Origin of the sequence: Williamsia limnetica, from assembly GCF_003217475.1 — a bacterium.
Lineage (GTDB): Bacteria > Actinomycetota > Actinomycetes > Mycobacteriales > Mycobacteriaceae > Williamsia > Williamsia limnetica.
The window spans coordinates 80,483-93,441 of the sequence record NZ_QJSP01000004.1 but is presented as its reverse complement, the minus strand read 5'-3'; the positions used below and the strand labels follow the sequence as shown (position 1 = coordinate 93,441).

Here is a 12,959-nt window from a genome sequence, read left to right as displayed (position 1 = left end):
TCCGGGCAGATGTCGACTTCCCCATCGACTTGTCAGACTTCGAAAGCGTGTCCGCTGCGAGCCCTGAAGTCCACGACCGCACTCGGCGTGGCGTGAAACTTGTGATGCGGTTGTTATCGGGTGGGGCTTATGTGACTCATATTGAGCCACTACTGTCACTTGAGTCCCACTAGTCACATAACGCGGCTGCCGCCTGCGTGCATCGACCGTGGGCGAGGACGAGAGGACACCCATGCCGCGTATTCCAGGGCTGTACACAACTCGACCCATCGGGGGCCGGGCTGCGTACGGTGCTCGGCTGCGCAGACCGGCTGCCGCCGGGGTGGCTCTGATTCTCGCAGCGGGAGCAGCCGTCTGGGCCGTACCCCAGGCCGCCGAGTCGGACGTGTCTCTCACCGTCGGTGGTGAGGTCACGCTGATCGGGCATGGCAACGGGCACGGTCGCGGAATGGGTCAGTGGGGAGCGTTCGGCTATGCAAAACAAGGCTGGACCTCGACTCAGATATTGAGTCACTACTACGGCGGCACCACCGCGGGGAAGGTGGACAACGTCGATGTCTCGGTCATTCTCACAGGTGAGACGTCGGTCAATGTCTTCGCGGACGCCGGATTGAAAGTTGGTGATGTGGTGGTGGCGCCCGGACAGGCCGTGAGTCTGTCGGGCTCCACCGCCACCATCACCACCGGATGCGGCGGCGGAGCCGTGCAATCGGTGGAGCTGCCGAAACCCATGGTCTCGCCGATCACGCCGGGGCCTGGGCGCCCGAACCCAGAACTTCTCAAGATGTGCGGATCGAACGCGACCTTCCGTGGCTCGCTGGGACTCGATGGCGGCCGGGTGATCAACGCACTCCCGCTCGACGACTACGTCAAAGGCGTGTTGCCCAAGGAGATCTACCTCAACTGGGCAGACGAGGGAGGTGCCGAGGCGCTGAAAGCACAAGCCGTCGCGGCTCGCACCTATGCACTCGCGTCCATCGACATCAGCAAACCGATCGACGACACCCAGAACTCCCAGGTCTACGGCGGCTTCGGCGGCGAGGACCCACGCTCCAACGCGGCGGTCGACGCGACTGCAGGCATCGTCCTGAACAAGCCGGACGGCAAGCCGGCTTTCACCGAGTTCTCCTCGTCCACCGGCGGTGCCACCGATGGCCGCGATTTCCCGGCGGTGATCGACGACGGCGACGCGATCTCGCCGTTCCACGACTGGACGGCCGCGGTCTCCTCCGACAGCATCGCATCCACCTTCGGGGTCGGCTCTCTCACCGGGTTCGAGGTGATCGAGGCCTACGGAATGGGCGCCGAGAACGGACGTGCCGCCACGGTTCGCATCAGTGGCACCGGCGGTACCGTCGACGTCCCCGCGCAGGAAGTGCGCACCAAACTCCAACTCCGATCGTCCTTCTTCTCGGTGCAGGGGCAGGAGTCCAAGCCGGCGATCGTGGCACCTCCGGCAGGAGTCGGGACCGGAGCGCCGGCCGTGGCGATCCCGGGTGTTCCCCCGCTGACCGCCCCGTCCACCCCGGGCGCCACCGGCGACGTCGTGAGCCAGCTGCTCGCCCTCGCAGAGGCAGCCATCGGCGGAAAGTTCTCTGAATTGGGCGGGAGCTCGGGCCTTCTCGGTGCTGCACTGGGACCGGTTGAGGCGACACCCTCGGGAACCGGTGCGGTGCAACAGTTCCAGAACGGGTCGGTCTTCTTCAGTCCGGAGAGTGGGGCCCATGCACTCGGTGGCCTGTCCCTGCTCAACTTCGTCCTCCAAGGCGGCGAAAGTGTGCTCGGTCTTCCGCTCGAGGATTCGCTGAGCACCCTTGCCGGACCGCTGACCGACATCTTCCAAAGCCGTTTCGTGAAAGGCATCCTCGAGGTCGATCCGACCACCGGACTGGCCACCCGCAGGTAGTCCGCACCACATCCTGTCCCGTGGGATGGCGCCGAGGGCGATGCTCCCTCGGCGGTGCCGTCAGGGGATGAATCTGGTGCTGAACGCGGCGCGCAGACAATCGCCGACGACCACCTCAGCAGAGGCAGAGTCCGGCTGACTTGAGCCACTCGGCGAACGCCGGCTGATCGGTGCTGTCGGTCATCCACCAGGTGACGGTGCCGTTGGCCGGTGAGTACACGATGTATGCGACCGTGCCGTCGTCGAAGGTGTCGAAGTAGGCGTATGTCGTGTCGCCATCGACCACCTGTGAAAACAGCTGTGAGGTATTGCTCGCGGCATGCTCGTCCGCGGCGAGCGCTGCGATGTCGGTGTCGGCGACGACCTCGATGAGTCCGATCGCGCTGGCGGGATCTCCGGTGGTGCCCTGGCTGACAACGGATGGCGTCGGCTCGCAGAAGATGCTGGCGAGCGCGTAATCGATGCTGTCGATGGAGGCACAGGTGTCGGTGTCGACGAGGTCGACGTTGGCGTCGGCCAGCGCCTGCTCGTCCGAGTTCAATGACGCGTTCGCGGTCGAGGTGTCGGTGGTCGGCTCGACCCGTTCGGTCGTCGTCGCGGAGGACGACGTCGATGGCGCGGACGACTCGGTGGGGGCGGCCTTGGGGCTGTCGTCCCCCGAGCTCGCCAGAGCGACTCCGAATATGCCGGTAACGATCAACACCACCACGGCGCCGATCGCGATGATCGCGAGGTTTCGATTGCGGTTCGGGTTGGGCGGCTTCGGTTGCGCCCCGGCAGCGTACTGCGATGCTCCGGCGTACTGAGGTTCTCCGGCATACGGGGGTCCTCCGGCGTACTGGGGTTGCGGGCCGGATGCGTACGAGGGTTGCTGACCGTATCCCGCCGGCGGTGGCATCGGCGGCGGCGTGTTCGGCCCTCCCCAGGCCTGCGCACTCGGTGCGGGGGTAGGTGGTGGTGTCGGCGCTCCCCAGGGGGCCTGCGGCGGTGGTGTGGGCTTCGACAGCGGTACGACGGCGGCCGGAACCGAGGGCGCCGCAGCGCCCTCACTCACAATTGCCTCGAGCGCACCCAGTGCCACAACGGTTTTCGGGTTGTCGAGAGTGGCGACTGTGCCGAGTTCGCCGAGCTTTTGGTGCACGAGCGGCACCCTGGACGATCCGCCGGTCAGGTAGATCTGCACGTCTTTGCCCGCACCTGCCCGCGCCAGTGTGCGGGTGGTCAGGTCGACCACGGAGTCGACGTTGTGGGCGATGAGTTGCTCGAACTCTCCGCGGGTGAGTTCGAGGATCGCCTCGTGGCCACCCGCACTGATGTTGATCACTGCGCGAGGCGATTCCGAGAGGAGCTCTTTTGCCCGCCGGATGTTGTCGTCCACGGAGCGCTTGGTGGTCAAATTGGCGCTGGTGCGCAGGTACTCGAGCAGTTCTGGTGATCGCGAGGTCAACTGCTTGTCCACCCAGCGCCGGATCATGGCGTCCAGGTTCTTGCCGCCGAGGCCGTTGTTGCCGTCGTGAGCGATGAGGTCGATGGGGCCGGCATTGCCGGAAGCTGCACCGGGCGAGGAGATCTTGACTACGGCGACGTCACATGTGCCACCGCCGTAGTCGACCACCGCGACCGTTTGGCCGGGCTTCGATTCGATGGTCGAGCCCGACTCCGCCGTCACCCGCGTGTAGTGGGCGATGGCGGCGCGCGGTTCGGAGATCAGCGTGACCGTACTCCGGTCGAAACCGATCAGTTCGGCGGCGCGGGTCAGGACATCGATCTCCTCCGGTGACCACGCGACCGGATGGGTCAGGATCAACCGGGCGGGTCGGGTGCCACCGCGTCGGTCGGCGGCGCGGGTGAGGGCGGAGTTGAGCACCGCGGCAATGAGGTTCTCGAGCGGCAGGTCGAGATTGCCGACGGGTACCGTGCCGGCGGCGATGTGGCGTTTGGGGTGGGTGATGAAGGCGGCCGGGTTGTTGGTCGCCTGGTTCACCGCCGCCTCCCCGACGACGATGTTGCGGTACGAATCGGCGTACACCGAAGACGACATGATGTCGCTGGTGTGGGACAGGGGCACGACCTGCGGGGCACCGGCACCCGGCTCATAGGAGGCGGCCGCCGTGTTGGACGTGCCGAAGTCGATCGCCAGCCACCAGTGCATCGACATCGGTGTGGTTCCTTTCGTCTTGTGGTGAGTCGTTCGGTTGAGCCAGGGGTGGCGACGGGAGCAGGCCGCTGCCACGTAGTTGGTGCGTGGCCAACGTAGTTCATGCTGACGCTGACGGCAGCCGACCTGTCCTGCGGGCGGACGCCGGCCGGCCGGCTAGAGCAGCCCGAACCCGTCGGGGATGCCGTTCTGATCGACGTCGGACAGTACGAAGTCGTGGGACCCGTCCTGGTCGATGTCTGCGAACACCGTGTCCGCGGTCCCGTCCTGGTCGAGGTCGGACATGCTCGTCTCGCTGAAACCGTCGCCATCGGCGTCGTAGGCAATGGTCTCGACCTCGCCGTCCTCGGTGAAGTCCTGGACGATCGTGTCGCCGGCACCGTCCCCGTCGGTGTCGAGCAGGACGGACTCGTCATATCCGTTGCCATCGAAGTCGGCGTACTCGATGACTGTGGGGCCTGCGGTTTCGGTCGTGTCAGGAGTTTCGGTGGTCGAAGGGTCGGACGTTACGGAATCGGACATGATCGGTGCTCCTCGGTGGCTCTGCGATGGCGAGTTGGTTGCAGATAGGAGGGCAGCCGGGGCTGAAATGTTCCCGCAGATGGTCCTTTCGGTGTCGGTCGGTCAGACGACGCTGTCGCCCGAGCCGGGGTCGACCTCGGTCCATTCGCCGGTCGCGGGGTCGTTCACGTAAGCATTGTCGATGTCGCCATCCTGGTCGACGTCCACGAATGCGACGTCGGCATTGCCGTCGGCGTCTTCGTCGACCAAGACGGTGTCGGCGATGCCGTCGCCGTCGGAGTCCACCGCCGCGGTCTCGAAGTAGTTGTCGCCGTCGGTGTCGTAGGAGAGGGTGTCGATGGCGCCGTCCTGGTCGGCATCGGAGGCCACGACGTCGCCGTCGCCGTCGCCGTCGACATCGACCAGGGCCGAATCGACGACGCCGTCGCCGTCGTTGTCGAAGATCTCGACAATTGCCGCGTCAGTGGGCTCGGGATTGGTGGGATCGGTCATCGGGGCTCCTTGGACTCGGTGCCCGCCGTCGTGGCGCGCAGCTCTGGTGACAGCACACTCCGGTTGCGCGAAACGCGCGTGCGAATCCGAGAAAAGTTACGCAGAGCACCGCACACGACGGCCAGACCGCGCCGGCACCCGGTGAGGTGTCGACGCGGTCTCCGATGTCTGGTCGGGGGCGGTTCTACAGGGCGCTGGTGTCGGGGGTCTCGACGCTCGCGGGGTCGATCTCGGTCCATTCGCCGGTGCCGTCATTGACATAGGCGCTGTCGATCTCGCCGTCCTGGTCGTCGTCGACGAAGGCGATGTCGTGGGTGCCGTCGGCATTCTCGTCGAAGTAGACGGTGTCTGCCTCGCCGTCCTGATCGGTGTCGGAGACGGCGGTCTCGTAGTGGTTGTCACCGTCGGTGTCGAAGGCGATGGATTCGGCTTCACCGTCTTGGTCGTAGTCCTGCACCATGACGTCGCCTTTGCCATCGGCGTCGATGTCGACGAGCGCGGACTCTTCGGTTCCGTCGCCGTCCACGTCGAGGATGTCCAGGACGGTGGCGTCTTCAGAGATCTCGGGCATCGTGTTGTCAGACATGGTTTCTCCTTGTTCGTTGGGGTTGGCCGCAAGCTGTGGTGGCCGGTTGTTGTGGATAGGAGGGGCGCCGACCTCACAAAGTTCCCGGGGGCCGAGAAATCTTCGAAAAAGTTTCGGCCAATAGCATTGGGCTACGGAGACGAGCAGGAAGTGGAGTGCGATGACATCGAACGACATCGGGGACCCAGAGGCGGGTCCGTTCACGTTCGCTCCGCTGTCACCCGGGGCTTTCCTCACTCGCGCAGCCCAGGCCTTCGCCGGGCGGACCGCGATCGTCGACGGCGACCTCTCGTTCACCTACGCCGAGTTCCACCGTCGCGTACTCCAGCTCACCGGACTTCTCGACGCAGCGGGTGTCCGGCCCGGCGACCGGGTGGCGGCGTTGTGCGCGAACAGTCATGTGATGCTCGAATTACACAGCGCGATCCCGTTGCACGGTTCTGTCCTGGTGCCCTTGAACACCAGGCTCTCGGTCCCCGAGATCAGCTACATCCTCAAGCACAGCGGCGCGACGATCTTGTTCGCGACGCAGGAGTTCGCCGACACGGCTGCCGCAGTCGCAGGGGCGGCCGGCATCGGCTGGGTACTCGCCGGTGGCGGTGGTGACTACGAACAGCGACTGGCGGACGCGCCGGCGCCGGTGCTGCATGAGCCCCGGGAGCGTGGGCTGCTCGCCATCAATTACACGTCGGGAACCACCGGGCGGCCCAAAGGGGTGATGTATCACCACCGCGGGGCGTACCTGCAGGCCGTGGCGATGGCCTACCATTCCCGGCTGGAGCCGGCATCGAATTACCTGTGGACGTTGCCGATGTTTCATTGCGACGGCTGGTGTTTCACCTGGGCGGTCACCGCGGCCGGGGGTACCCACGTCTGTCTACGGTCCATCGACACCGCAGAGATCTGGCGTCTGTTGCGCGATGGTGGCGTCACCCACCTCAGTGCGGCGCCGACGGTGCTGACGATGATCGCCGAGGATCCCGCGGGGGCGGCACTCGAGCGCACGGTGGCGGTGGGCACCGGCGGAGCTCCGCCCTCACCCGCGCTGCTCTCCCGGATGTCTCGACTGGGTTTTGAAGTGACGCATCTGTACGGGATGACCGAGACGTTCGGGCCCATCATGGTCAACCAGTGGCAGCCGGAGTGGGATGGAGCCGGCCCGGACGAGATATCGGTTCTCAAGGCCCGGCAGGGGATCGGGAACATCGTCGCGCGACCTGCACGGGTGGTGACGCCGGAGGGTCTCGATGTACCTGCCGACGGAAAGACCATGGGAGAGTTGGTGGTCAGCGGAAACGACGTGATGCTGGGCTACTACCGGGACCCGGACGCGACAGCCGCGGCCACGGTGGACGGGTGCCTACGGACCGGTGATCTCGCGGTGATGCATCCCGACGGTTACGTCGAACTGAGGGACCGCAGCAAGGACGTCATCATCTCCGGCGGTGAGAACATTGCCTCCGTCGAGGTGGAACGAGTGCTCGATGCCCACCCCGACGTCGTGGAATCGGCTGTCGTCGGGCGGCCCGACGATCGATGGGGCGAGGTGCCGGTCGGCTACGTGACGATCCGTTCGGGCCGTGATCTGAGCGCGGCTGAGTTGATCGATTTCGCCAGAACACGTCTCGCGCGTTTCAAGGTCCCGAAGGAGATCGTGTTCACCGATCTCCCGAAGACCTCGACCGGAAAGATCCAGAAGAACGTCCTGCGGTCGCGAGTGCGCTGAATCGCTCCCCGTTCCGCGCCGCGACCCCGGTGACGTTTGCCCTGAAACCTCACGGTGGGGTCGCAGGTCACGTAGATTTACTCCCGCCACGAACTTCGCGTCCAGCTCTTCGGACCGCCCCGCAGGAGTGCCGCCAGACGTCGGGTTCGGTTCGCCCGCGCCGTGGCACCTGCTGCCGAGGGAGACAACTTCATGGATATCAACACGGTCACCGAGCTGATCCGGAATCCGTCCGATCGGCCCGGGCAGGATTGGCGTGACGGCGACGCGTGGCTGGCCGGGGGAACCTGGCTGTTCTCCGACGAACAACCCCGTCTGCGTCGGCTGGTCGATCTCACCGCACTCGGATGGGACACCTTGACCGCTGGTCCCGAGGGTTTGCGGATCGGGGCCACCTGCACCATTCGCGAGCTCTACGCGTTTGCGGCTCCGGCTGATTGGACCGTCGGGCCACTGCTACGCGCGAGTTGCGAGGCGTTCTTGGCATCGTTCAAGATCTGGAACTCGGCAACGGTGGGCGGCAACATCGTGATGTCGCTGCCCGCAGGCCCGATGATCACGATGACGGTTGCGCTGGAGGCGACCTACATCGTCTGGGCGCCTGACGGCACCGAGCGCACCGTCGACGCAGTCGACTTCGTGACCGCCAACAACCGGAACGTGCTTGCCCCCGGTGAGATTCTGCGACGCATCGACATCCCGATCACCGCGCTGCGCAAGAACTACACCCATCGCCGGTTCACCCTCACCAAGATGGGGCGGTCGACGCTGTTCATGATCGCCACGCAGACACCGGGCAGAGACGACCTGCTGCTGACGATCACCGCGGGAACCACCCACCCGGTCCGGCTGGCCTTCGACGCGATGCCGGACGCCGAGGACTTGCGGGCCGCCGTCGATGCGATACCCGCCGACAGCTGGTTCGACGATCCGAACGGCACACCGGACCACCGGCAGCATCTCGCGCGGCACTTCGCCGAAGACATCCGCATCGAACTGACAGGCGGCGTGGCATGACGTACACGGTGAACGGCACGGCATTTTCCGCCGAACCCGATCCCGGGCAGTGTCTGCGCACCTTCATGCGGGCACTGGGTCATCACGGCGTCAAAAAGGGTTGCGACGGCGGTGATTGTGGCGCCTGCACGGTCTGGCTCGACGGGGATCCAGTCCACAGCTGCATCACCCCGGCGTTCCGGGCGGACGGTCATGAGGTCACCACCATCGAGGGGCTCGAAACACCCGATGGCCTGCATCCGATGCAGAAGAACTTCTGTGCCGCACCCGGTTTCCAGTGCGGCTTCTGCACCGCAGGCATGATCATGACCGCCGCGACCTTCACCGAGGAGCAGAAGCAGGACCTGCCTCGCGCGCTGAAGGGCAACTTGTGCCGGTGCACTGGGTATCGCGCGATCGAAGACGCGGTGAACGGTGTCGCAGAAATCGAGGAGGCGAAACCGGGGCAGGCCGTCGGCACGAGTGTCGGCGCGCCTGCAGCCCGCGACATCGTGACAGGCCGGGCCGAGTACACGATGGACGTCCAGATGGAAGGAATGCTGCATCTGAAGCTGCTGCATTCGCCACACGCGCATGCGCGCATCCTGTCGATCGACACGAGTGCCGCGCTGGCGGTGCCTGGCGTTCACCGCGTCTACACCTGGAAAGATGTGCCGCGCAAGCTGTACACGACGGCCATCCACACCGACCACCTCGTCGACCCCGACGACACCTACATGCTCGACAACGTCGTCCGGTTCGTGGGCCAGCGGGTGGTTGCAGTACTTGCCGACACCATCGGGGCCGCCGAGGAAGGCTGCAGGCAGGTCGCCGTGGACTACGAGCAGCTGCCTGCCGTCTTCGACCCCGTCGAGGCGATGAAAGACGGCGCCCCCGCGTTGCACGGCTCCGATGACCCATTCGTCCGCGACCCCGAACACAACATCCTGCTGGAGATCCACGGCCACGTCGGCGACGTCGACGCCGGCTTCGCCGAGGCCGACGTGATCCATGAGGGCACGTATTCCTCACCGCGCGTGCAGCATGCGCACCTGGAGACCCACGGCGCAGTCGCGTGGATGGACAACGGAAGGCTCAACGTCCGGACGAGTTCGCAATCACCGTCCATCGCGAAGATCAAACTCTCCCACCTGTTCGATCTGCGGCCGGACCAGCTCCGCGTCTTCTGTAAGCGCGTCGGCGGCGGATTCGGTGGCAAACAAGAGGTGATCGTCGAAGACCTGGTGTCGTTGGCGACGCTCGACACCGGCAGGCCGGTCAGTCTCGAATTCACTCGAACCGAAGAGTTCAGCACCGCCTCACCCCGACACCCGATGACGTTGACCATCAAGCTCGGTGCCAAGGCTGACGGGACCTTGACGGCATTGAGCGTCCACAACATCTCCAATACCGGGGCGTACGGCAACCACGGCGGTGAGACACTGTTCGCCGGTGGAGCGGCCGTGGCGATCTACCGTTGTGCCAACAAGAGATACGACGCGTACTCGGTCTACACCAACACCGTTCCCAGTGGCGCCCTGCGCGGCTACGGGATGACCCAGCCGTCGTTCGCGGTGGAATCGGCCATGCATGAGTTGGCGGTCGCACTGGACATGGATCCGCTCGAGTTGCGCCGCCGCAACATCGTCCGTCCCGGAGATGCACTGATCGCGCTGGGGGATGGGCCCGACGACGTCATGTTCAGCGAGGACGGCCTCGGTGCCTGTCTCGATCTCGTGGATGCGGCACTGGCGCGCAACACCATCGATGGGCCAGAAGGAGCCGAATGGTCGGTGGGCGTCGGCACTGCGAGCTCGGTGCACGAGACCGCGCCGCCGACCGAACACATCTCTGAGGCCTGGGCGACCCTCGGTGAGGATCTCGTCTACGAGTTGGCGGTCGGTACCGTGGAGTTCGGCGAGGGAACCTCGACCGCTCATGTGCAGATCTGCGCCAATCAGCTGGGGACCACCCCGTCCAGGATCCGACTGATCCAATCGGACACCGATAGAACGGGTTTCGACACCGGCGCCTTCGCCAGCGCCGGACTGTTCGTCGCGGGCAACGCTGTTCTCAACGCGTCGAACGCGCTCCGAGGGAGAATCCTTGCGTTTGCGGCATCGCATGCCGGGGTGCCGTTGGCCGACTGCTCGATGGACGACGACGGGGTCGTGTGCGGTGACATGAGACTGACGCTGGCCGAGGTGGTCGCGGCAGGCAAGGCACGGGGGATCACCTTCACGGAGGCGCGCAAGGCGTATGGATCTCCGCGCAGCGTCACCTCCAACACGCACGGTTTCCGGATCGCGGTCAACAGGATCACCGGTGAGATCCGCGTCCTCTACAGCGTCCAGGCCGCTGATCCGGGCGTCGTGATCAACCCGGCGCAGGTCCGTGGGCAGATCGAAGGTGGTGTCGCACAGGGCCTTGGCTTCGTCCTGACCGAGGATCACCATGTCGATCACACAGGGACGATGGTCAACCCGAATCTGCGAAACTACCGGATCCCGACGTACGCGGATGTGCCGCGCACGGAGGTCATCCTGGTGGAATCCGAGGATTCGGTGGGTCCGATGCGCTCCAAGGGTATGGCGGAGTGCTGTATCAATCCGGTCGCCGGGGCGATGGCCAACGCACTCTTCGATGCGACGGGAGTACGGATACGTGAGCTTCCGCTCACCCCAGACCGTATATTCAGCAGGCTGCACAAGCAGCAGAATCCGGTCGTCTGAGCGGTCGCAACCGCCTCCAGACGTACGTTCCGCAACCAGTAGGAGATGGCGATGAGCGCCGAGACGACGACCACCAACAACGCCGCCACGGTGATCATCGGTCAGAAGGTCCGGCCGGGAGCGGAGTCCGCCTTCGCGATCTGGCAGGACAACATGAATGCCGCGGCGGCGAAGTATCCGGGTTTCATCGCCGCCGAAACCGCGCAGCCGACCAATGTCCAGCCCGACTGGGTCGTCGTCTACCGCTTCGATTCGATCTCCAATGTGCAGGCCTGGATCAACAGTTCGACACGCCAAGAGCATCTCGATCTCGGACGCGACTATTTCGACGGACCGGCCACCCAGCAGGTGATCAGTGGGGGATCGCAGCCGACCGACGCACTGGTGACGGTCGTCGTCACCCATCGGGTCAAACCCGAGCACGTCGAGGACTTTCTGGACTGGCAGGGACGCCTCCGGGAGGCCGAGACCTCCTTCGCCGGTTTCCGCGGCACCGAGTTGTTCCGTCCGATCGAGGGTCTGCAGGACGAGTGGACAGCGCTCTACCGGTACAACAGCGCCGCCGATCTCGACGCGTGGCTCACCTCGCCGGAGCGCACAGCGCTGCTCGACGAGGGCAAGAAGTTCGACGACTTCGAACTCCGCACCATCGACAATTCGTTCGGGAGCTGGTTCGCCTTCGACGACAAGGGGAACGAGGCTCCACCGCCGTCGGATTTCAAGACCTCAATCGCGGTCTGGGTGGGTCTGTATCCGACCGTCGTGCTGTTGACCCTCGCCTTGTCGCCGCTTGAGATGCCGCTGTGGCTGGGCTTGCTGATCGGTAACCTGATCTCGAGCTTCGTGATGAGCTACTTCACGATGCCCTATTACGTGAACAAGCTCCTCAAGATCTGGCTGTGGCCGCGAGAAGACCGCACACAGTCATGGACGAACAGCCGGGGCTGGGCGATCATCGTCGGCGTCAACATCTTCTGGATCGCGGTGTTCTTCCTCTGCACGACGGTGTTCTGGTCCCTGCCGTGACGATCAGAAGCCGGTGCGGTCGAGCCAGGTGTTCCAGACGCCAGCGTCTCCGATGATCTCGACACCGGCGTCCTCGGTCGGGCGTCTGCGAGTCAGCGCGAGCATCAGATCCACCGATCGACCGCGCACGGCGGTCGTCGCCTTGGCGTGAGAGTGGTCGACGGTGAGCGCGTCGCCGTCACGCCGGAGAAACCACTCGCCCGCGGAGCCGAGATCCTTCTCGGCCGCGTGTAGGTGCAGGGTGTTCGGATCGTCGAGCGGGGGAGTGCGTCGTCCGGGTGGCTCCGCGGCGAAGAGGGCGAACCACTCGGAGATGCAGTCGGCGGCCAACTCTGGCGATATCGTGAACTCGAGCCCTGACGCGAGTTCTGCGTCTGCCCGGTGCACCGTGCTCTCGTGTAGGCGCCGGCGGATCCACCAGGCCGCAGGGCGGGGGCCGACAAACGTCCACACGGGAGTGTCTGGCCCGGTCGCCTCGACCGCGTCGAGCAAGGTACGGACGCCACCGTGGAACCACTCGATCGCGCCGTCGATGTCCGCCGGAGGTTTCCCGTCCGGTACCTGCCGAGGGTCTCGTGGGCCGTCGGCCTTCTCGGCGACGATCTGTGCGGCCCAGCGATCGCCCCGTCCGACATGCCGGAACAGTTGCTGCATGGTCCATTCAGGGCAGGTCGGTACCGGCAGGGTGGGGTCCGCCGCGCGGATGACCTCACCGAGAAGTCGGGTCTGTTCGAGGAGAGCGGCTGCGTAATCCATGACCGAACTATCCCGCAAACGCGCCAGAATTGCGAAGGTGCAACACCTGGTTCTGGCGC

At 65.3% G+C, this 12,959-nt stretch carries 10 protein-coding genes; 5 read left to right on the top strand and 5 right to left on the bottom strand.

All coding sequences use genetic code 11. The features are described 5' to 3' along the window. The first annotated feature begins 232 nt into the window (after nt 1-232). Nucleotides 233-1,906: a SpoIID/LytB domain-containing protein gene (locus tag DFR67_RS07740; protein WP_110468921.1), complete on the top strand. Its 1,674-nt coding sequence runs from the start codon at nt 233-235 to the stop codon at nt 1,904-1,906. A 115-nt stretch (nt 1,907-2,021) separates the two neighbouring features. Here the strand turns inward: DFR67_RS07740 and DFR67_RS07735 are convergent, their stop codons facing one another. From DFR67_RS07735 to DFR67_RS07720, 4 genes are all read right to left on the bottom strand, one after another. Beyond that, a complete protein-coding gene (locus DFR67_RS07735; RefSeq protein WP_110468920.1) occupies nt 2,022-4,064 on the bottom strand; it encodes an Hsp70 family protein in 2,043 nt (680 codons plus the stop codon). A 156-nt stretch (nt 4,065-4,220) separates the two neighbouring features. Then, on the bottom strand, nt 4,221-4,586 hold the full coding sequence (locus DFR67_RS07730; protein WP_211324968.1) for a hypothetical protein: 366 nt from the start codon (nt 4,584-4,586) through the stop codon (nt 4,221-4,223). A 102-nt stretch (nt 4,587-4,688) separates the two neighbouring features. Then, nucleotides 4,689-5,078 (bottom strand): hypothetical protein, encoded by a 390-nt coding sequence (locus DFR67_RS30435; protein WP_110468918.1) that lies wholly within the window; start codon nt 5,076-5,078, stop codon nt 4,689-4,691. A 184-nt stretch (nt 5,079-5,262) separates the two neighbouring features. Then, a complete protein-coding gene (locus DFR67_RS07720) occupies nt 5,263-5,664 on the bottom strand; it encodes a hypothetical protein (RefSeq protein WP_110468916.1) in 402 nt (133 codons plus the stop codon). A gap of 160 nt (nt 5,665-5,824) precedes the next feature. Between DFR67_RS07720 and DFR67_RS07715 the strand changes: the two genes are divergently transcribed. The 4 genes from DFR67_RS07715 (at nt 5,825) to DFR67_RS07700 (ending at nt 12,144) form a co-directional block, all read left to right on the top strand. Beyond that, nucleotides 5,825-7,390: an AMP-binding protein gene (locus tag DFR67_RS07715; RefSeq protein ID WP_110468914.1), complete on the top strand. Its 1,566-nt coding sequence runs from the start codon at nt 5,825-5,827 to the stop codon at nt 7,388-7,390. A gap of 192 nt (nt 7,391-7,582) precedes the next feature. Then, nucleotides 7,583-8,407 carry an FAD binding domain-containing protein gene (locus tag DFR67_RS07710; RefSeq protein ID WP_110469225.1) on the top strand — a complete coding sequence of 275 codons (825 nt, stop codon included), beginning with the start codon at nt 7,583-7,585 and terminating at the stop codon, nt 8,405-8,407. Further along, the gene (locus DFR67_RS07705; protein ID WP_110468913.1) at nt 8,404-11,118 is read left to right on the top strand and encodes a molybdopterin-dependent oxidoreductase; all 2,715 of its coding nucleotides are present in this window, start codon (nt 8,404-8,406) and stop codon (nt 11,116-11,118) included. The genes DFR67_RS07710 and DFR67_RS07705 overlap by 4 nt, the downstream gene beginning before the upstream one ends. 51 nt (nt 11,119-11,169) lie before the next feature. Further along, nucleotides 11,170-12,144 carry an antibiotic biosynthesis monooxygenase gene (locus DFR67_RS07700; protein WP_110469224.1) on the top strand — a complete coding sequence of 325 codons (975 nt, stop codon included), beginning with the start codon at nt 11,170-11,172 and terminating at the stop codon, nt 12,142-12,144. A gap of 3 nt (nt 12,145-12,147) precedes the next feature. On the opposite strand, the gene DFR67_RS07695 is transcribed toward DFR67_RS07700, so the two are convergent. After that, nucleotides 12,148-12,900: a maleylpyruvate isomerase family mycothiol-dependent enzyme gene (locus DFR67_RS07695; RefSeq protein ID WP_110468911.1), complete on the bottom strand. Its 753-nt coding sequence runs from the start codon at nt 12,898-12,900 to the stop codon at nt 12,148-12,150. Between the last annotated feature and the right edge of the window lie 59 nt (nt 12,901-12,959).

Excerpts from the sequence above, each read along its gene's own strand:
- DFR67_RS07705 (WP_110468913.1), top strand. The coding sequence starts at position 8,404 with ATGACGTACACGGTGAACGGCACGGCATTTTCCGCCGAACCCGATCCC.
- DFR67_RS07710 (WP_110469225.1), top strand. The coding sequence starts at position 7,583 with ATGGATATCAACACGGTCACCGAGCTGATCCGGAATCCGTCCGATCGG.
- DFR67_RS07740 (WP_110468921.1), top strand. The coding sequence starts at position 233 with ATGCCGCGTATTCCAGGGCTGTACACAACTCGACCCATCGGGGGCCGG.
- DFR67_RS07730 (WP_211324968.1), bottom strand. The coding sequence starts at position 4,586 with ATGTCCGATTCCGTAACGTCCGACCCTTCGACCACCGAAACTCCTGAC.
- DFR67_RS07700 (WP_110469224.1), top strand. The coding sequence starts at position 11,170 with ATGAGCGCCGAGACGACGACCACCAACAACGCCGCCACGGTGATCATC.
- DFR67_RS30435 (WP_110468918.1), bottom strand. The coding sequence starts at position 5,078 with ATGACCGATCCCACCAATCCCGAGCCCACTGACGCGGCAATTGTCGAG.
- DFR67_RS07720 (WP_110468916.1), bottom strand. The coding sequence starts at position 5,664 with ATGTCTGACAACACGATGCCCGAGATCTCTGAAGACGCCACCGTCCTG.
- DFR67_RS07695 (WP_110468911.1), bottom strand. The coding sequence starts at position 12,900 with ATGGATTACGCAGCCGCTCTCCTCGAACAGACCCGACTTCTCGGTGAG.
- DFR67_RS07715 (WP_110468914.1), top strand. The coding sequence starts at position 5,825 with ATGACATCGAACGACATCGGGGACCCAGAGGCGGGTCCGTTCACGTTC.
- DFR67_RS07735 (WP_110468920.1), bottom strand. The coding sequence starts at position 4,064 with ATGTCGATGCACTGGTGGCTGGCGATCGACTTCGGCACGTCCAACACG.